Source organism: Pelomonas parva (assembly GCF_043555835.1).
GTDB classification, from domain to species: Bacteria; Pseudomonadota; Gammaproteobacteria; order Burkholderiales; family Burkholderiaceae_C; genus Pelomonas; species Pelomonas parva.
In genome coordinates this window covers 203,471-220,127 of the sequence record NZ_JBIGHV010000008.1, presented here as the reverse complement: position 1 = coordinate 220,127, position 16,657 = coordinate 203,471, and the positions used below count along the sequence as shown (strand labels likewise).

The following is a 16,657-nucleotide window of genomic DNA, read 5'->3' as shown; positions in this document are numbered from 1 at the left end:
AGCTCTGTGCCCGGCGCGGCCCTAGAGTCGAGCCTGTTCCTCAACCCGGTCAGTCCTGCCCATGCGCCATCTCTCGCCCCTCATTCCCGCCTCGGCCTTGCTGATCCTGCTGCTGGCCGGCTGCGCCTCGGTGCGTGACGGCCGGCCGCCGGTCGAGCGGCGGGAGCAGCGCATGGCCCAGGCGTCGTCGGTAGCGGGCGTGGCCGAGGAGAGTTTCGGCAAGCCGGCCTGGGGCGCCAAGGGCGAGTTCGCACTGGGCAGCCAGCGTGTGCGCTACGAGCGCGGCGCCGACCGGCTGGCGCTGTTCGAGCCGCTGCCTGCCGCCGTGCGCACGCCGCTGCGCTTCAACGTGGGCGACAGCGCGGCGGTCTGCGAGGGTTGGACGCCGGAGCAGAGCGCCAACGCCCGCCAAAGCAGCAGCAAGCCCTGGGTGCTGAGCTGCCGCTGGGGCAGCGCACCGGCAGCGATGCTGCAAATCGGCGAAGGCCAGCTGCGCCAGGGCAAGCTCAGCCGCGAGGGCGCCTACCGGCGCGGCGAGCTGACGCTGGGCCTGCGCTCGGCGCATCTGCACGAAGGCAATGCCCAGCCGCAGACGGTCGCCGTGGGCTACGAGATGCTGCACCAGGGCACCGTGGTCGGCAGCCTGGACCTGAGCGGCCCGGTGCCACGCCTGCGCCGGCCTGACCCGGCCACGCCGGTGGGCCGGGCCGTCACGGAGGCCGCGCTGGCGCTGGCACTCGTCTCGGACGCCGCCGCCGGCCGCTGACCGGGCGTGCCGGCAGTCACGGGTGAGAACCGGCATACGCCGGCCGGCGCCCTAGAGTGCCCGTATCGACTCGACGGGATGACGGTGTATGCGATATCGATGGACGCTTGCAGCCTTGCTGCTGGCTGGGCTGGCCGCCTGCGGCGTGGTGCGCGAGGCGCGCATGGCGCAGGCCGCGTCGCTGGCGGCGGTGGCCGAGGAATCCTTCGGCAAGCCCGGCTGGGGCCGCACGGGTGAATTCACGCTGGCCGGCCAGCGCGTGCGCTATGACCGCGGCGCCGACCGGCTCTCGCTGTTCGACACGCTGGCCAGCGGCCGCGCGCCGCTGCGCTACACCTGGTCGACCGCCGCCGGCGACAGCGAGGCCGACTGTACGGCGCGCCAGACCGAGGTGACGGCCGGCGTGCTGGCCCTGTCCACCAAGCCCTGGACGCTGAACTGCCGCTGGCGCGGCGTGTCCGACGCGACGCTGCAGATCGGCGAGGGCCGCGTGCAGTGGGGCCAGCAGACGCGCGAGGGCAGCTACCAGCGCGGCACGCTGAGCCTGGGCCTGCGTTCGGTGCATCGCTTCGAGGGCAGCGCCATCGCCACGTCCGGGGCCGTCGGCTACGAGATGCTGCACGGCGGCCAGGTCGTCGGCAGCGTGGACCTCAGCGGCGGCGTGCCCCGCCTGCGCCGGCCCGACCCTGCCGCGCCAATGGGCCAGGCCGTCACCGAGGCCGCGCTGGCGCTGGCGCTGGTGTGGGAGCCTTGAGGCTGCTGCGGCAGCTCACAATCGCGGCAACTCCGTGAGCACCGCATGACCCTCGACGCCACCCGCTACGCCGAACAAGGCTACCTCGTCATCCCCGGCTTCAAGCCCGCCGCCGACATCGCCGCGCTGCGCCAGCGTGCGCTCGAGATCGTCGACGCCTTCGACCCGGGCGAGCAGCGCCCCGTCTTCACGACCGAGGAGCAGCAGCGCCACGTCGACGACTACTTCCTCGACAGCGGCAACCAGGTGCGCTGCTTCTTCGAGGAGGAGGCCTTCGATGCCGAGGGCCGGCTGCGCGTGCCCAAGGACCTGGCCATCAACAAGATCGGCCACGCGATGCACGACCTGGACCCGGTGTTTTCGTCCTTCTCCAAGGGTCAGGGCTTGCGCGACGTGGCGGCGGCGCTGGGCCTGGCCCGGCCGCAGGTCTGGCAGAGCATGTTCATCTTCAAGCAGCCCGGCATCGGCGGCGAGGTGCGCTGGCACCAGGACGCCAGCTTCTTCGACAGCGACCCCATCACCGTGACGACCTTCTGGTTCGCGCTGGAAGACGCGACGCTGGCCAACGGCTGCCTGTGGACGGAGCCCGGCGGCCATCGCGGCGCGCGCGGCGTGCTGCGCGAGCGCTTTGTGCGCGAAGGCCAGAAGGCCTGGATGGAGCCGGTCGACGCGACGCCCTGGCCCGCTGCGGACTCGGCCGAGGCCATCCCGCTGGAGGTCGAGGCCGGCTCGCTGGTGGTCTTCCATGGCCTGCTGCCGCACTACTCGGCCGCCAACCGCTCCGAGAAATCGCGCCATGCCTACACGCTGCACGTGACCGACGCGGCCAGCCGCTACTCGCCGCGCAACTGGCTGCAGCGTGACGAGACGTTGCCGGTGCGCGGTTTCTGAGCGGGCTTCTCACACCGCTCACATCCCGCTACAGCCGGCCCCGCTTGTCCTACAAGGCGAGGGCCCCTGCACCGGCAAGGCAGGGGTCCTGTCACGCTCAAAGTTGGCTTCACCGCAAACGTCGACAACACGACGACAGGAGGCCAACATGAAGTTCCCCAAGTCCATACACGCCGAAGGTTGGGCCGATCACATCGACGCCACGCCGGGCGCCCTGTCCGGTACGCCCAAGCCCGCAGCAGCCAAGACTCGACTGCCCCTGCGCGGCGCCAAGCTGCCGGCGAGCGCCATCCGCCTGGATTCGCAGGACGTGCCGCCGTCGCTGTCGAGCATCCCGCCGACAACCGTGGGCGTCTCCAGCGCCATCCCCCGCGGCACGGCCGGCGCCGCCGCGTTGCCGCCCCAGCGCGAAAACCAGCGGGGCTGGATGATCGCGGCCGGTGCCGGCGCTGCCGTCATTGCCGCTGTGGCCCTCTGGTCGGTGAATCGCCCGTCCGAATCGCCCAGCACGCCGCCCGCCATCGTTACGGGCAGCGCAGCGCCGCAGGCCGAAGTGGCCGCAGCCGTGCCGGTGCCTGAGCCGGCGGTGCCTTCGCAGGCCGATGCCGAGACCGGCACGGCCACCACCGTGGCCGCTGCCGAGCCGGCCCGCCTGGGCCCGCCGGTGACGACCGTGAAGCCGGCCCCGGAGTCCCGCCCGGTGGCACAGGCCACGTTGCCGGCACCACGCCCGGACTTGGTGGTGCGCGCCAATCCGCGCAACGACACGCCCGCCGCGCAGCCGAAGCCCTACCTGCAGCCCATCCCGCCAGTGGCAGCCGCGCCGGCGACCGAGGTGCAGCCGCTGGCGGTGACGCCGGACACCACGCCCATCACGCTGCCGCCGACCGCAGCCGGACCGACGCCTGCCACCGCGCCGCTGGCCGCCGTGACGCCGGTCCCTGCCGCCAGTGCCACATTGCCCGTCACGCCGCCGCTGGCCCAGGCCCCCATGCCGTCCCCTGAGGACACGGGCATCACGCAGCAGGTGCGCAGCGCGCTGGCCGCCGACTCCACGCTGGCCGCCGTGCCCATCGCCGTGAGTACCGACCAGGGCGTCGTCAAGCTCGAAGGCCAGGCGCCCGACGCGCCGACGCGTGAGCGTGCCACCGTGGTCGCCTCGTCGGCCTCGGGCGTGAAGGCGGTCGACAACCGCCTGACGCTGGCACCCGCGCCCATGCTCAGCCAGGCGCCCAGCGGCCTCTGATCGCAGCGCCAAAAAGCGCAAGGGCGCCCCTCGGGGCGCCCTTCTTGCGTGGACGAGAAGTCGTCAGTGACAGAGCTGGGTGCGCACCGGCGCCAGTTCGGCGTCGATCAAGGCCTCGTGCGTCGCTTCGCGGGCGGCTTCGAGCTGTAGGCAGAGTTCGGTGATGCCGTCGTCGCGGCCGGCGACGACGTCGGGCAGTGGTGCGGTGCAGATGTCAGTGGGCAGGTCGGCCAGCGCACCGATCAACTGGAACAGCAGTTCCAGGCTGGCTTCGCCGTCCTGCGGCAGGTCGCGCGCCGTGCCCAGGCTGCGCGCCAGGTACCAGCAGGCCTCGGCCGCGTTGTCGCAGGCCTGTGCCTTCAACTCCAGCGCGCGGTTGCGGGCATCGGCTTCGCTGCGGGCCTGAACGGCTTCGAACGCACCCAGGTCAACCGGGACGGCGTCATCCAGCGAGAGCGCGGCAAAGTCGAGTTCGTGGGCCATGAGGACTGCGGGCGTTGGTAAGGCAGGGCCATCGTAATGGCGGGCGGGTCCGGTGATTGCCCCCTCACCTCAGGCGGCATGGGGCAATCACCGGAACTAAGTCACTATTCAACGCTTCTTCGCGGGACGGGTCCAACCGGCGACAGCCAGCTGTTTGCCGCGCGCCACGGCGAGGTCGCCCGGGTTGACATCCTTCGTGATCGTCGAACCGCCGCCAATCGTCGCGCCCTGGCCCAGCGTCACCGGCGCGACCAGCACGCAGTTGGAGCCGACATGCACGTCGTCGGCGATGGTCGTGCGGTGCTTGTTGGCGCCGTCGTAGTTGGCCGTGATGGAGCCCGCGCCGAAGTTCACGCGCTCGCCCACGGTCGCGTCGCCCAGGTAGGCCAGGTGGTTGGCCTTGGCGCCCTTGGCCAGCGTCGCGTTCTTGACCTCGACGAAGTTGCCGATGTGCACCTCCGCGCCCAGCTGCGCGCCGGGGCGCAGGCGTGCGAAGGGGCCGATCAGTGAGCCGGCACCGACGCTGGCGCCCAGCGCCTCGCCGTCGATGTGCGTGAACTCGTGGATGCGCGCACCGGCGGCAATGCTCACGTTGCGGATGACGCAGTTGGCGCCGATGCGCACGCCGTCGCCCAGCTCGACCTGGCCCTCGAACAGGCAGTTCACGTCGATCTCGACATCCTGGCCATGCGTCAGCGTGCCGCGCAGGTCGAAGCGGGCCGGGTCGGCCAGGCGCACGCCGGCGCGCATCAGGTGTTCGGCCTGCCGGGCCTGGAAGGCGCGCTCCAGCTGCGCCAGTTGCACGGGGTCGTTGACGCCCAGCACCTCGATCTCGCTGTGCGCCTTGATGCCCAGCACCGGCAGCCCCTCGGCGACGGCCATCGCGACGATGTCGGTCAGGTAGTACTCGCCCTGGGCGTTGTTGTTGGTCAGCTGGCCGACCCAGCGCTTGAGCGCGCCGGTGGGCGCGGCCATCATGCCGCTGTAGCCCTCGCGGATGAGGCGCTGCGCGGGTGTGGCGTCCTTGTGCTCGACGATGGCCAGCACGCCGCCGTCGTCCTTGTTGCGGATGATGCGGCCGTAGCCGGTGGGGTCGGCCAGGTCCACCGTCAGCAGCACGAGGGCATGGCCGGCGCAGGTCTCGATGAGGGCCTTGGCGGTGGCCGTGTCGATGAGCGGCACGTCGCCGTTGAGGATCAGCGTCGTGCCGTCGCCGACCAGCGCGGGCACGACTTGCTGGATGGCGTGGCCGGTGCCGAGCTGGGGCATCTGGCGCACGAAGCTGATACCGTCTGCAGCCACAGCCGCCTCGACCTGCTCGGCCCCATGCCCGGTGATGACGATGCGCGCTGCGGCGGCCAGCGGCTCGCAGCTCTTCAGCACATGCGACAGCAGTGAGCGGCCCGCCAGCTTGTGCAACACCTTGGGCGTTGCGGACTTCATGCGGGTTCCCTTGCCCGCCGCCATGATCACGATGTTGAGCGCCATGCTGCCTTGCGACTACGTTTTAACGAAGTCGCGATTATGGGCAGGCAGTTGGCAGGCTCCTCTTAATCAGCCACCGGCGTGGGCACGCTGGCTCCCTTGGGGTTGGCCTTGGGGAATTCGGCCAGCGCGACGTCGAAGAGCTGGGCCGTCGAAGGGGCGGTGCGCACGAGACCCGTATTGAGCGCGCTGGCCTTGTACAGCGCCTCGCCACTGGCGCGGTCGCGCAGCAGCACGATCACGGCGCGGTCATGGCGCTGGTCGGTGAGGAAGGGGTCCTGGCGCAGGCTGCGGCTGGCGTCAGGCCACGACGTCTGCAGCAGGTCGCCCTGCCAGCGCGTCCAGAGCGCCGCGTCCCTGTGCAGAGCCCTGGGCGAGGGGTCGCTGGCGGTGCGGACTGAGCCCAAGGTCACCAGCACGTCGGCGCTCGTCGCATCGGCCGCAGGCTTGAAGCCGGCCTTCTCCAACGCGCCCTTGGCGGCGTTTTGCAGCGCGGCCTGGGTCCGGCCGGCCTTGCGGCTCTGCGGGGAGGTGGCTGCGAAGGCGTAGGTGGCGGGCTGGCGGTCAGCCGGCCAGGCGCCTTGACTGACCACCTCGGTGGGCACCGTCTTGGGGGCTGCACAGCCCGTCAGGGCCAGCACGGCGGCAACCAGGCTGAACAGGGCCAGTGGGCGGGTGGGCTTGAACATGTGGGTCTCCTCGCGTCGTGATGCGTACGATCTTGTGAGTGCAAGTTTGCCGCGAGGTACGAACTTGTCTCTCAGGGTTCGCACGACCTCGTCGCGGGCCGCCGTCAGCCAGCGACTTGCACGGCGACGCGGTGCGACTTCGGGTTGACCCGCGGGAACTCGGCCAGCGCGGCATCGAACAGCGGCGTCAGCACCGCATCGCCCGAGGACATGCCCTCGTTGCTGGCATGCGTCTCGTACAGCGCCTCGCCGCTGGCCCGGTCGCGCAGCAACACGGCGACGGCGCGGTCGTAGCGGCGGTTGAAGAACGGGTCCTGGCGCCAGCCCCAGGGCCCGGTGCCGACATAGCCGTATCGAGGGGACAGCAGGCGGCCGCGCCAGCGCCACCACAGCGGGTCGTCCCAGGGCACGGGGTCGTAGGCGGTGACGCGGGCGCCCAGCGTGACGAGCACGTCGGCGCTCTTCAGGTCGGCGGCAGGCTTGAAGCCGGCCCGCTCCAGCGCGCCCCGGGCGGCGTCTTCCAGCGCCGTCTGCCGCTTGCTGGCCTCGTCGTTCTGCTGCTGCGAGGGCAGGCGGTCGAAGGCATAGGTGGCCGCCTTGCGGTCGGCAGGCCAGGCGCCATAACTGGATACGTCAGCGGAGACGGTGTAGGGGCCGGCGCAGCCGGCCAGGGTCAACGCCGCTGCAGCGGCAAGGCTGGTGAGGACCAGCCGACGGGTGGGGGTGAACATGCGTGCCTCCTGAATTTGCGGGCGATGCCGCTGATCTTGAGTGGGCCAGTTTGCCGCAGTGTGTGCGTCTGCATCCAGATGTCACCGGATGGCCCCGCACTTGACCGGCGACAGGTGGCGGTTGATGGCGGCCAGCAGGCTGTCGGGCGAGTCGGCGGCGGTGTCCATCGTCAGCTCGAAGAACATCACGCCGGCCAGGCCTTCGTCCAGGATGTGCTGGGCCTTGCGGGCGGCGAGGTCGGGTGTTTCGAAGAAGGTGTTGTCCGGCGCGCGCGCCAGCAGGTCGCGGTAGGCCACGTCCTTGACCTGGCGGTTGCTGCCGCCGACGAACTCCTTGCCGTAGAAGGGGATGCCCGCAATGATCTTGTCGCGATGGAAGCCCCGGTCGACGAGGAACTGCACGCTCTGCTTGAACGTGCCGAAGTCCGCGTGATGGCCCACGGCAGATTCGTCCCAGCGGCCGGTGAAGTCGAAGGACATCAGCGCGACATGGTCGACATGGGCCTGCAGCTCGGCGAGGTATTGCTCGCCCACCCAGTGACCGGCGAACACCGAGGTGGTCAGCTGCGTGCCGGGCGGCAGCGTGCGCCGCAGTTCGGCCAGCAGAGTCACCAGCAGGCGGCTCTCGACGGGGTCGTTGCCGCCTTGCTGGCGCACGGCCTGCTGGGTCCAGTACTCCCAGTCGATGTCGATGCCATCGATCTGGTGGCGGGTGACGTAGTCGCGCACGGCGGCCGTGAAGCGACTCAGCTTCTCCGGCGATGCGGCGATGCGCTGGAAGGCATCACCATAGCCCTGCGCGCCGCCGATGGAGACGATGACGCGCTTGCCGTTCCGGTGGGCATCGCGAACCAGCGGCTCCACCAGGCCGTCCAGCGCCCGGGTGTCCAGCCCGCCGTCGGGCGTGGGCAGCGCAAAGACCAGCGCCACATGCGTGATGCGCTGCCAGGGGATCTGCGCCGGCGGCAGCACCTGCTGCTTCCAGCTCGGGTAGACGGCGACGATGGGCATGCACTGCGTCTGCACGCGGTGTTGACTGCAACCCGCCATGGCGGCGAGCAGCAGCAAGCCGAGAAGAGCGCGCATGGGTGTCCCCGGAATGAAAACGGCGCGCAGTCTAGGGACGGCGCGCCGAGTTCATCGTGGGCGGGTGACAGGCCGCAGCCCGGCTGGCATGGGCTGCGCCTGCGGCCGACGGAAGCTCAGTCTCGGATGAGGCTCACGACCTTGGCCGTCGGCGTCGCGCAGCTCTCGTCGTCGTCGAACGCGATGTCGCCATCCGGCTCGGCCTTGCCGGTGGCCTTCATCGTCTCGAACGGGAACAGCTTCTTGTCCATCAGGTGCGAGGGCACGACGTTGCCCATCGCCGTGAAGATGTTGTCGATGCGGCCGGGGTAGCGCTTCTCCCAGTCGTTGATCATGGCCTTGACCTGCACGCGCTGCAGGTTCTCCTGGCTGCCGCACAGGTTGCACGGAATGATCGGGAACTGGCGGTGCTCGGCCCAGCGCACGAGGTCGGGCTCCTTCACATAGGCCAGCGGGCGGATGACGACGTTCTTGCCGTCGTCGCTGACCAGCTTGGCCGGCATGCCCTTCATGCGGCTGCCGAAGAACATGTTCAGGAACAGCGTCGTCACCATGTCGTCGCGGTGGTGGCCCAGCGCGATCTTGGTGGCGCCCAGCTCACCAGCCACGCGGTACAGGATGCCGCGGCGCAGGCGCGAGCACAGCGAGCACGTCGTCTTGCCCTCGGGGATGAGGCGCTTGACGATGGAGTAGGTGTCCTGCGTCTCGATGTGGAAGTCCACGCCGCGCGAGCGCAGGTAGTTGGGCAGCACGTCCTCGGGGAAGCCGGGCTGCTTCTGGTCGAGGTTGACGGCGACGAGGCTGAACTTGATTGGCGCCCGCTGCTGCATGTTGATCAGGATGTCCAGCATCGCGTAGCTGTCCTTGCCGCCGGACAGGCACACCATGACCTTGTCGCCTTCTTCGATCATGTTGAAGTCGGTGACGGCCTGGCCCACCTGGCGGTGCAGGCGCTTGGACAGCTTGTTGATTTCAAACGCAGCCTTCTTGTCGGCGGCGGCTTGGTCGAGATCTAGAACTTCAGACATGGCGGGTCACCAGATTCCGGTTTCGGAGCTGACTGCGACTTCGCAGTCCGGGAAGATTTCGAGCTTGGTCAGCTTCACGCGCACGCCGACGACGCCAGCCAGGCTCATCAGGCGGTTGCTGAGCTTGCCCACCAGCGCTTCGACGAGGTCGGTGTGCTCGACGGTGCACTCGTCGATGATGGCCGCGCGGATGCGGCGGTAGTCCAGCACGCGGCCGATGTCGGCGTCGCGGGCGACGATGGGCAGGGCGCCGAGGTTGACCTCCGCGTCCACCTGGATGGGCTGCGGGCCGGTGCGCTCGAAGTCCAGGATGCCCAGGTTGGCCTTGAAGCGCAGGCCTTGCAGGTGGATGACCTGGCGGTTGTTGAAGCGCTGCGGCGCGGCCGTCGGGCCTTCCGGGCGCAGCGCCTGCTCGATGAGCTTGGCGGCCTGCACGCCGTCGGCCAGTGCCGTCTGCACGCAGGGGTGCCAGCGCCCGCTGGCGTCGCCAGCCATGAAGGCATGCGGGCGGTCGTGCTCGCTGAGCAGCGTGAAGGCCGAGGGCTCGGGCTCGAAGCCCAGCAGCGCAGCGACGCTATCGAAGCGCTCGTTGCCGACCGTGACGCCCGTGTCGTCCGGCCGCATGCCGTCGGGCAGCGGCGTGGCCAGGCGCAGCTGGATGCGCGGGTGGGCCTCGACGCGGGCGATGAGATGGGCCTGCGCCCGCCAGCTGCCGCGCGCCCACAGCGTCACGTCGCAGCCGCGGTCGGCCAGGAAGAGCGCGTTCTCCGCCGCGTTGTCGCCCGCGCCCAGCAGCAGCACGCGCCCTGGGGCGAATGTGTCGCGGCGCATCGTCAGTGCAGTGGCATCGAGCACACGCGGGTGCGGCACGGCGAAATAGCGCGCCGGCCGCAGCAGCCGCAGGCCGGTGGCGACCAGCAGCGCGCGGCAGTGCACGTGCTCGCCCGTGGCCAGTTGCAGCGTCCAGGCGCCGGCCGCGTGGCGGGCCGATTCGGCCCGGGTGCCCAGGCGCAGCGCAATGCCCGGCGTGGCCTCGACCTGCTGGGCGTAGCTCAGCGCCAGCTCGGTCAGCGCGCTCGCGGGCCGGCCCAGCACCCAGTCCTGACGGAACTCCAGCCCTCGCAGCGCGGCACACAGCTGCGGCTCGCGCTCCACCAGCAAGGTCGACAACCCCAGCTGCGCCAGCCACGACGCAGCGCTGCAGCCGGCGGGGCCGCCGCCGAGGATGGCAACGTCGATGGAGGTGGAACTTGGCATGGCGCGGCTGGAGAAAGCCGCGAATTATCCCAGCCGGGCTAAACGCCCGAGAGTCGGTCCTGCTTCTGCTTCATTCGGTCCGGGTTGAAGCTCTTGGCCACCACGCACTCGCCACCTTGGCGGCAGACCATGGCGGGCGAACCGGGTTGCAGCAGCACGGGTGGCTGGCGCAGGCTCTTGGCGCGGGGTTTGTCGGGCGCATCGACGGTCTCGATCTCGACCTTGCCCTCCTGCACGTCCACGCTGGTGTCCAGGTCGGCGCCCACTTCCACCATGAACTCGGTGCCGCGCACGGCCGTCACCGCGCTGGGCGTGCGGACGGTCCAGCTGCCGCCGCGCGACGGCGAGACGGTCTGACCGATCAGGCCCAGCTGCAGCAGCAGCGAGGCCTGGCGGGGCTTGCCGTCGCGGCCGCCCGCGAAGGCTTCGATGCGGAACACCGAGCGGTCGCCGATGACGACGGTTGAGCCGTCGACGAAGCGCAGCCGCACGCGGCCCTTGTCGCCGGTGCGCACGTCGGCGCCAGGCTCCAGCTTGTCACCCACCGCCAGCGCGCGTGCCTGGGCCGCCGGGCCGGTGTGCGCCTCGCCGCTCAGGCCCGCCACTTCCGCCACCGGCGCCGCTACTGCCATCGCTACCGGCAACAGCCAACCCGCCCACAAGACCAGCAAACGTTTGTTCATCTCAGTTCTCCATCCGCATTTCGGGCCGAGCGCCGGGCCGCTCCCAAGCCGGCCCGTTTCGGCGATGTGCTTGAGGCTCAATGCCGCAAGCATCGCCGTCCCCTCGGGGGACCGACCAGACTCGCTCGCGTTCAGCGATGCGAGGTTGGGCGAGGGGCCTCGTCAGCCAGTTCGATCCTAAGTGCCGGGAGTGCCGTGCCCGTGACGGCATCGCGGACTCCGGCCGGGCAGTTCAGCACCAGTTGCATCGGCAGCTCGGCCACCACCAGTTCGGCCGGCAGCGGTTGCAGGTCTTCCGCGCCGTAGTACATGGGCGCGGCATCGGCGCGGCGGGCCGGGCGCAGCTGCAGGCCTTGCGCGCCGTGCCGCTCGATGAGCAGCGGGCAGCTCTGGCTGGCCACGCCGAGCAGCGCGCCGTGTTCGCGGCCGAAGCCGGCTGCCTCCAGCGCGGCGCGGTCCAGGCGCGCCGGCCAGCCCTTGAGCGTCATCTCGAACGGCGTGGCGAAGTCTGCGGCCAGCGTGCCCAGCACGCGCACGCGCAAGCCCCGGGCCGGGGCGCGCAGGGCGGCCAGCTGCTCGGCGTCCGGCATGGCCGTCGACGGCACGCCGGTGACTATCGGCATGGCGGTGGCGTCCGCACTGGCCGGGCTGAGGCGCACGTGCAGGTCGGCGTCCAGCACGGCCAGCGTGCCTTCGGCGTTCAGGCGCGGCTCGAAGCGGTAGTCCAGGCGCAGGTCAGGCTGGCAGCTCACGTCCATGCGCCGCAGCATGGCGGCCACGGACTGCACCGCCTGCGGGTCGAGCGGCGGCATCATCTGGCGCAGCGTCGCGTCGATCTCGGGCAGGTGGGCGCTGATGCCGACATGCGCCACCGGGCGGCTCTGCAGGCCGGCGGTGTCGTAGCGCAGCGCGGCGGCCAGTGCCTCGCGCAGCATCTCGGCGGCGCGTCGGGCGGGGATGCCGGCGACCTCCCGAGGCGCCTCCCTCACTGGGCGCGCTGGCTGGCTGCCGAACAGGCGCTGCCACCAGCGCTGCCTTGGCGGTGGGGGGGCCGTGGCGGGCGCTTCCTCGAAGATCATGCGCACCAGGTGCTCGCCACCGGCGTTGTCCAGCGGCCGCTCGAAGCGCCGCAGCGACAGCTCCACCCGGCCCTGGCCATGCTCGCTGAGCAGCCCGGCCAGCAGGCGGCGCAAGTCCTCCGGCTCGGTCGGCACGGGCACGGCGCTGGACAGCCGCACCTCGATGCGTCGCAGCCGCCGGGACGCATCCAGGTGGCGGTTGACATGGGCCTGGATGGCGCGGGCGGTCGCCTGGCGGCCTTCAAAGCGATGTTCGAGCGTGGTCATGCGGGCTCCTGAGGGGCATGTGGCTCTGGACGCAGGCGGGCGGATTTCGTCAGGCGGGTCATGACCCGCCGTTTGCGGGCGTTTCCGAGGCCGAAGTTCGATTTGGGTGAGCGCCGCCAAACGGCGGGTCGCGACCCGCCCTACCGGGCTGCCGCACCAGGGTCAATGCCGCCTCGGCCGCCGCCGACGAACGCAGCTCCAGCGTCGCCCCCTCGCGCACCCGCAACGCCATCGCGGCCACGGCGTAGCGGCGGCCGTCGGGTGCGACGAACACGCCGCCGAACAGCTTGGCCGGCAGGCTCAGGCCGGGCTTCACCCAGGGGCCGTCCTCGGCGGTGAGGAAGTCGCTGGTGCCGGTCTTGCCCACCAGGCCGGGCAGGCCCTCCGCCGGGCAGCCGGCCATGACGACGCGGCAGGAGCCCTGGGCGGTGCCCTTCCAGGCGCTGGCGGTCACGCCACCGGCCGCAGCCAGCGCGCGCCGGGCCGCAGCGGGCGAGCCGAAGGCCAGCGGGATGCGGGCCACCGGCTGGCCGGGCCGCTCCAGCAGGTGCAGGGCCGGGGCGTCGGCCCGGCCACGGGCGCGCAGGTCCAGGCGCCGCCACAAGTCCACCAGGCCCAGCGCGCTGATGCGCATGTCGGCGCTGCCGATGCTGGAGTCCGCCAGGCGGCGGGCGGCCACGTACTCGGTCATCACGGCGGCACCGTGGCGGCGGTCGGCGTTCAGGCCGGCTTCCTTCTCGCGGCGGATGGCGCTCATGTCGGCGAAGCTCATGCGCTGCGGCGGGCGCAGGCCGGCGATGCCTTCGCGCAGGCCGAACTGCCAGCCTCCTAGCGCCGTTGTGCCGCCCCACAGCAGTTCGCTGCGCGTCTCGCTGAAGCCGATGCGCGCCAGCGTGTCCACATAGACCTGGCCCGCATCGAGCGCGGCGCGCTGCACGCTGGACTGGTCGTGGCTTTCGGCCAGGATGCGCTTCCAGCCGGTGTCGTCCGCTGCGTGGCCGGCGTCGATGGCGGCCAGCATGGCCAGCGGCTTCAGCGAACTGCCCGGCGGCACGGCCCACAGCGCCGGGGCCTGCAGGGCGAGGTAGGCGCTGTGGCGGTCGGGAAACTGCGAGCAGGGCTGCGGCTTGCCGGGGCGCAACGCGGCGCGCTGGCCTTGCGGGCCGGCGTCGGCGCTGCGGCTCAACGAGTCGAGCGCGCAGTCGCTCAGCGAGCCGGCCAGCGCGACGATGCGGCCGCTGTCCACCTCGGCCACCACGAGGCCGATGGCAGCGCTGCGCAGGCGGTTCTCATCGAAGAAGCGCTGGCGCCAGCCCGCGTCGCGCGGCAGGGCTTCTTCGCAGTCGGCGCTGCGCGCCGTGAAGCAGTCGGCGATGCGCTGGGCGCCACGCTGCAGCGCCGGGTCCAGGCTCAGGCCCAGCTGCGGGCCGGTGGGGATGCTGCGGCCGTGCAGCGTGCGCTCGCCGGTGGCGGTCGTCACGCCGGCCTGCAGGCGGGGCGCGAGTTCGCGTTGCAGCCAGGGGTCGCCGAGCAAGGGCTCCACGGCGGCCAGACCGCGGCAGTCGTCGCTGGGCGCGGAAAGGCTGGACGCGCAGCCGGGCAGGCCCCACCAGGCGTTGGGGCTGGTGAAGTCACGCCGCACCGCCATCGGCTCGCGGCGCGGGAAGAAGGGCGCCAGCCGCGAGCCGGCGGGCGCGTCGGGCTCGGCCCAGCGGCGCAGCCCGCCCTGCAGCAAGGCGCCCAGTTCGCGCGCTAACTGGCGGCAGGCGCCCCGGGCGGCGGGCTGGCTGAGCAGCACCGGCAGATCCAGGCGCAGCTGCCGTGCGGCCAGCTGGGCGCTCCAGTCCGACGCGACGCGGGCCAGCTCCGGGCAGTTGGGTGGCCCGGGCTCGGCGGGCGGGTCGGCCGGCAGCAGCGCGCGGGCGACGGCGTCGGCCAGCTCGTAGCGGGCCTGGGCGACGTGCTGGTGCTGCGGGTTCTGCATGCGCATCTGCAGCAGCGCCAGACCCAGCAGCGCGGCCACGCCCAGCAGCGCCAGGCCGGCCAGCGCCGCACCGCGCTGGCGCAGCAGACCGGGCAGGCCGGCGGTCCCATGCAGCCGCACGCCGGTCTGTTCGACTTGGCCCTGCGCATGCGCCGTGCCCAGTGCCAGCGCCAGATAGAGCAGCGCGGCGAGGTGGCCGACCGGCCCGTAGCCGAGCAGGGCCACGGGCAGGCCGGTCAGCGGCAGCATGCCGGCCACGCCGGCCAGGGACAGCAGGATCTTGACCGCCATGACCGCGCAGCCGAACAGGCCCAGCGCGGCCAGCCAGCGCAGCGCTGGTGGCTGGCCGGGGCGCAGCGCGGTGCGTGCCGCCAGCGTGGCCGAGCCGGCAAACAGCGCCAGCGTGGCCGCCAGCAGCGCCAGGCCGCCAGCCTGGCCCCACAGCGCCACGGCCAGGGCCAGCACGTAGTCGCTCGGCCCCTGCAGCGGCAGGCCGTCGATGGGCCGCGTGTCGGCCGAGAAACCTTGCCAGGGCACGTAGCCGGCGCCCCAGCCCGACAGACCGGCGCCGTGCATCAGCCAGCGAGTGCGGGCCAGGTCGGAGCTGGCGGCGTGGTAGGGGTCAGCCATCGCCAGCAGGCGGTCCTGGGCATGGGCCGGCAGCCAGTGCAGCGCCGCCGGCTCGGGCCACCACACCAACGCCATGCCCAGCAGCAGGACGATCACCAGCGCCCCGCGCTGCAGCCGCCCGCCGAACAGGGCGAAGAAGCCTGCGCCCATCGCCAGCGCCACCAGCGCATGCCCCAGGTCGCCCCGGTAGACGGCGCCGCCCACGGCGACGGCCAGCGCGCCGAGGGCGATGACGAGGTTGCCCGCGTCCAGCCCGCCGCCGGCATTGGCAAAGCCGGCCTGGCGCGCGAAGTAGGTGGCCAGGCCCACGCAGCCCAGCGCGATCAGGCCTTCGCTGACGGCGGCCGGCAGGCCCAGGCCCAGCACGGCCGCGATGCCCAGCAGCAGCATGACACCGGTCTGCGCCGCGCCCCGGCGGGGCTGCGCGCCCCAGCGCACCCAGGCCCGCATGGGCGCCAGCACTGCGGCGCTGCCGGAGCGCAGCCGGCCCAGCGCCAGCACGAGCCCGGCCAGGCCCAGCAGCGGCCACCACAGCCGCTGCTGGCCGCCGCCGGGCAGCGGCAGCGCCAGGCTCAGGTCTAGCCACCGCTCGCCGCTGCCGAGGGCGAAGAACTGGCGCTCGACGAGGTAGCGCAGCGCCGGGTCGCCGGTCAGCGCCAGGTCGGTCAGCAGCAGGCCGCCGCAGGCCAGCAGCTGGGTGGCGGCCACCCAGGGCAGCAGTGGGCCGCCACTGATCAGCACGGCGGCCAGCAGCACCAGGCTGCTGGCCAGCAGCATGTCGGGCAGCCCGTGCAGCCGCGCCAGGCTGAAGCCGCGCGCCGCATGGGCCTGGGCGCGGCGGCGCCATTCGAGGGCGTCGGCCAGCGTGGCACGGTCGCTGGCGAAGTGGGCCGAGGGTGGCGCCTGGCCGTAGTCCAGCTGCAGCAGGCGGCCGCTGGCCTGCAGGCCCAGCTGCAGCGCCTGCTCGTGGGTGGCGGCTGCGGGCCGTGCAGCCAGCGGCCGGCTCAATGCATCGGGCGCGGGCTGCGGGCCGATGGCTTCGCGCTGCGGCTGGGTCGAGGCCGGCAGCAGCCCGGCCAGACCGGGGCGCTGCCGCTGCAGGCGGCGCATCTCGGCGGTCAGGGCGGCGGCTGCGGGCGGCGCGTGTTCGGCTTGGGCGGCCAGCCAGTGGCGGGTGGCTTGGGCCTGGGCGTCCAGATGAGCGGCATAGACCCGTGCCGCTGCTGCCACGGCGTCGGCGGGCAGCGGCTGCGGCGTGGCCAGGCAGGCGGCCAGCTCGGCGCGCTCGATGCGGCCGACCCAGCGCGCCAGCCACGACGGCGGCGTGGCGCAGAGCCGGCGCAGCTCGGCCAGGGGCATGGGCGCGGGCAGCGGCGTGGCCAGCGCATCGGGCACGAAGCGCTGCACTGTGGCCTCGGCGGGCAGTCGCGCCCATTGGCGCTGGTGCTGCTGGGCGATCAGCAGCCAGCCCAGCACGAACAGCAGCAGCGCGGGCAGCAGCCGGGCAGGGTGGAGTCGGTTCGGCATCCGGGCAGGGACGCAGCGCGCCGGAAAACGTCAGCCCACCTGACGTTTGTTCGCGGTAGCCGTCATGCAGT

General features: G+C 72.2%; 14 protein-coding genes and 1 pseudogene. 4 read left to right on the top strand and 11 right to left on the bottom strand.

The genetic code is table 11. The annotated features are described in order from the left end of the window. Positions 1–61 precede the first annotated feature (61 nt). The 4 genes from ACG00Y_RS21145 to ACG00Y_RS21130 all read left to right on the top strand — a co-directional run bounded on the left by ACG00Y_RS21145 (position 62) and on the right by ACG00Y_RS21130 (position 3,657). A complete protein-coding gene (locus ACG00Y_RS21145) occupies positions 62–766 on the top strand; it encodes a hypothetical protein (protein ID WP_394482301.1) in 705 nt (234 codons plus the stop codon). A gap of 88 nt (positions 767–854) precedes the next feature. Beyond that, a complete protein-coding gene (locus ACG00Y_RS21140) occupies positions 855–1,520 on the top strand; it encodes a hypothetical protein (RefSeq protein ID WP_394482299.1) in 666 nt (221 codons plus the stop codon). A gap of 45 nt (positions 1,521–1,565) precedes the next feature. Then, positions 1,566–2,411, top strand: a complete 846-nt coding sequence (locus ACG00Y_RS21135; RefSeq protein ID WP_394482297.1) for a phytanoyl-CoA dioxygenase family protein — start codon at positions 1,566–1,568, stop codon at positions 2,409–2,411. Between the two features lie 148 nt (positions 2,412–2,559). Continuing rightward, positions 2,560–3,657, top strand: a complete 1,098-nt coding sequence (locus ACG00Y_RS21130; protein WP_394482295.1) for a BON domain-containing protein — start codon at positions 2,560–2,562, stop codon at positions 3,655–3,657. A 63-nt stretch (positions 3,658–3,720) separates the two neighbouring features. On the opposite strand, the gene ACG00Y_RS21125 is transcribed toward ACG00Y_RS21130, so the two are convergent. The 11 genes and pseudogenes from ACG00Y_RS21125 to ACG00Y_RS21075 form a co-directional block, all read right to left on the bottom strand. Beyond that, complete coding sequence (locus tag ACG00Y_RS21125; RefSeq protein WP_394482293.1) at positions 3,721–4,140, bottom strand: BRO1 domain-containing protein; 420 nt, start codon at positions 4,138–4,140, stop codon at positions 3,721–3,723. Positions 4,141–4,248: 108 nt separating this feature from the next. Then, positions 4,249–5,628, bottom strand: coding sequence for a bifunctional UDP-N-acetylglucosamine diphosphorylase/glucosamine-1-phosphate N-acetyltransferase GlmU (gene glmU, locus ACG00Y_RS21120; protein WP_394482291.1), 1,380 nt, complete (start codon positions 5,626–5,628; stop codon positions 4,249–4,251). A gap of 62 nt (positions 5,629–5,690) precedes the next feature. Beyond that, entirely contained in the window at positions 5,691–6,314 is a 624-nt protein-coding gene (locus ACG00Y_RS21115; protein ID WP_394482290.1) for a hypothetical protein, read from the bottom strand. Between the two features lie 104 nt (positions 6,315–6,418). Further along, on the bottom strand, positions 6,419–7,045 hold the full coding sequence (locus tag ACG00Y_RS21110) for a DUF4136 domain-containing protein (RefSeq protein WP_394482288.1): 627 nt from the start codon (positions 7,043–7,045) through the stop codon (positions 6,419–6,421). Between the two features lie 81 nt (positions 7,046–7,126). Continuing rightward, positions 7,127–8,131, bottom strand: a complete 1,005-nt coding sequence (locus ACG00Y_RS21105; RefSeq protein WP_394482287.1) for a glycosyl hydrolase family 18 protein — start codon at positions 8,129–8,131, stop codon at positions 7,127–7,129. Positions 8,132–8,247: 116 nt separating this feature from the next. Continuing rightward, positions 8,248–9,159: a tRNA 2-thiocytidine(32) synthetase TtcA gene (gene ttcA, locus ACG00Y_RS21100; protein WP_394482285.1), complete on the bottom strand. Its 912-nt coding sequence runs from the start codon at positions 9,157–9,159 to the stop codon at positions 8,248–8,250. A gap of 6 nt (positions 9,160–9,165) precedes the next feature. Then, positions 9,166–9,564, bottom strand: coding sequence for a dihydroneopterin aldolase (locus ACG00Y_RS21095; protein ID WP_394482541.1), 399 nt, complete (start codon positions 9,562–9,564; stop codon positions 9,166–9,168). A gap of 309 nt (positions 9,565–9,873) precedes the next feature. Further along, positions 9,874–10,416: pseudogene (locus tag ACG00Y_RS21090) on the bottom strand (FAD-dependent oxidoreductase); the annotation flags it as partial. Between the two features lie 38 nt (positions 10,417–10,454). Further along, positions 10,455–11,099 (bottom strand): FecR family protein, encoded by a 645-nt coding sequence (locus tag ACG00Y_RS21085; protein ID WP_394482283.1) that lies wholly within the window; start codon positions 11,097–11,099, stop codon positions 10,455–10,457. A gap of 131 nt (positions 11,100–11,230) precedes the next feature. After that, complete coding sequence (locus ACG00Y_RS21080; protein ID WP_394482281.1) at positions 11,231–12,445, bottom strand: hypothetical protein; 1,215 nt, start codon at positions 12,443–12,445, stop codon at positions 11,231–11,233. 58 nt (positions 12,446–12,503) lie between these two features. Then, positions 12,504–16,586, bottom strand: coding sequence for an FtsW/RodA/SpoVE family cell cycle protein (locus tag ACG00Y_RS21075; protein ID WP_394482279.1), 4,083 nt, complete (start codon positions 16,584–16,586; stop codon positions 12,504–12,506). Positions 16,587–16,657: the final 71 nt, after the last annotated feature.

Bases quoted from the DNA above. Each gene is read 5' to 3' on its own strand.
- ACG00Y_RS21080 (WP_394482281.1), bottom strand. From the start codon at position 12,445: ATGACCACGCTCGAACATCGCTTTGAAGGCCGCCAGGCGACCGCCCGC.
- ACG00Y_RS21105 (WP_394482287.1), bottom strand. From the start codon at position 8,131: ATGCGCGCTCTTCTCGGCTTGCTGCTGCTCGCCGCCATGGCGGGTTGC.
- ACG00Y_RS21145 (WP_394482301.1), top strand. From the start codon at position 62: ATGCGCCATCTCTCGCCCCTCATTCCCGCCTCGGCCTTGCTGATCCTG.
- ACG00Y_RS21075 (WP_394482279.1), bottom strand. From the start codon at position 16,586: ATGCCGAACCGACTCCACCCTGCCCGGCTGCTGCCCGCGCTGCTGCTG.
- ACG00Y_RS21085 (WP_394482283.1), bottom strand. From the start codon at position 11,099: ATGAACAAACGTTTGCTGGTCTTGTGGGCGGGTTGGCTGTTGCCGGTA.
- ACG00Y_RS21115 (WP_394482290.1), bottom strand. From the start codon at position 6,314: ATGTTCAAGCCCACCCGCCCACTGGCCCTGTTCAGCCTGGTTGCCGCC.
- ACG00Y_RS21110 (WP_394482288.1), bottom strand. From the start codon at position 7,045: ATGTTCACCCCCACCCGTCGGCTGGTCCTCACCAGCCTTGCCGCTGCA.
- ACG00Y_RS21125 (WP_394482293.1), bottom strand. From the start codon at position 4,140: ATGGCCCACGAACTCGACTTTGCCGCGCTCTCGCTGGATGACGCCGTC.
- ttcA (WP_394482285.1), bottom strand. From the start codon at position 9,159: ATGTCTGAAGTTCTAGATCTCGACCAAGCCGCCGCCGACAAGAAGGCT.
- ACG00Y_RS21135 (WP_394482297.1), top strand. From the start codon at position 1,566: ATGACCCTCGACGCCACCCGCTACGCCGAACAAGGCTACCTCGTCATC.
- ACG00Y_RS21140 (WP_394482299.1), top strand. From the start codon at position 855: ATGCGATATCGATGGACGCTTGCAGCCTTGCTGCTGGCTGGGCTGGCC.
- glmU (WP_394482291.1), bottom strand. From the start codon at position 5,628: ATGGCGCTCAACATCGTGATCATGGCGGCGGGCAAGGGAACCCGCATG.
- ACG00Y_RS21130 (WP_394482295.1), top strand. From the start codon at position 2,560: ATGAAGTTCCCCAAGTCCATACACGCCGAAGGTTGGGCCGATCACATC.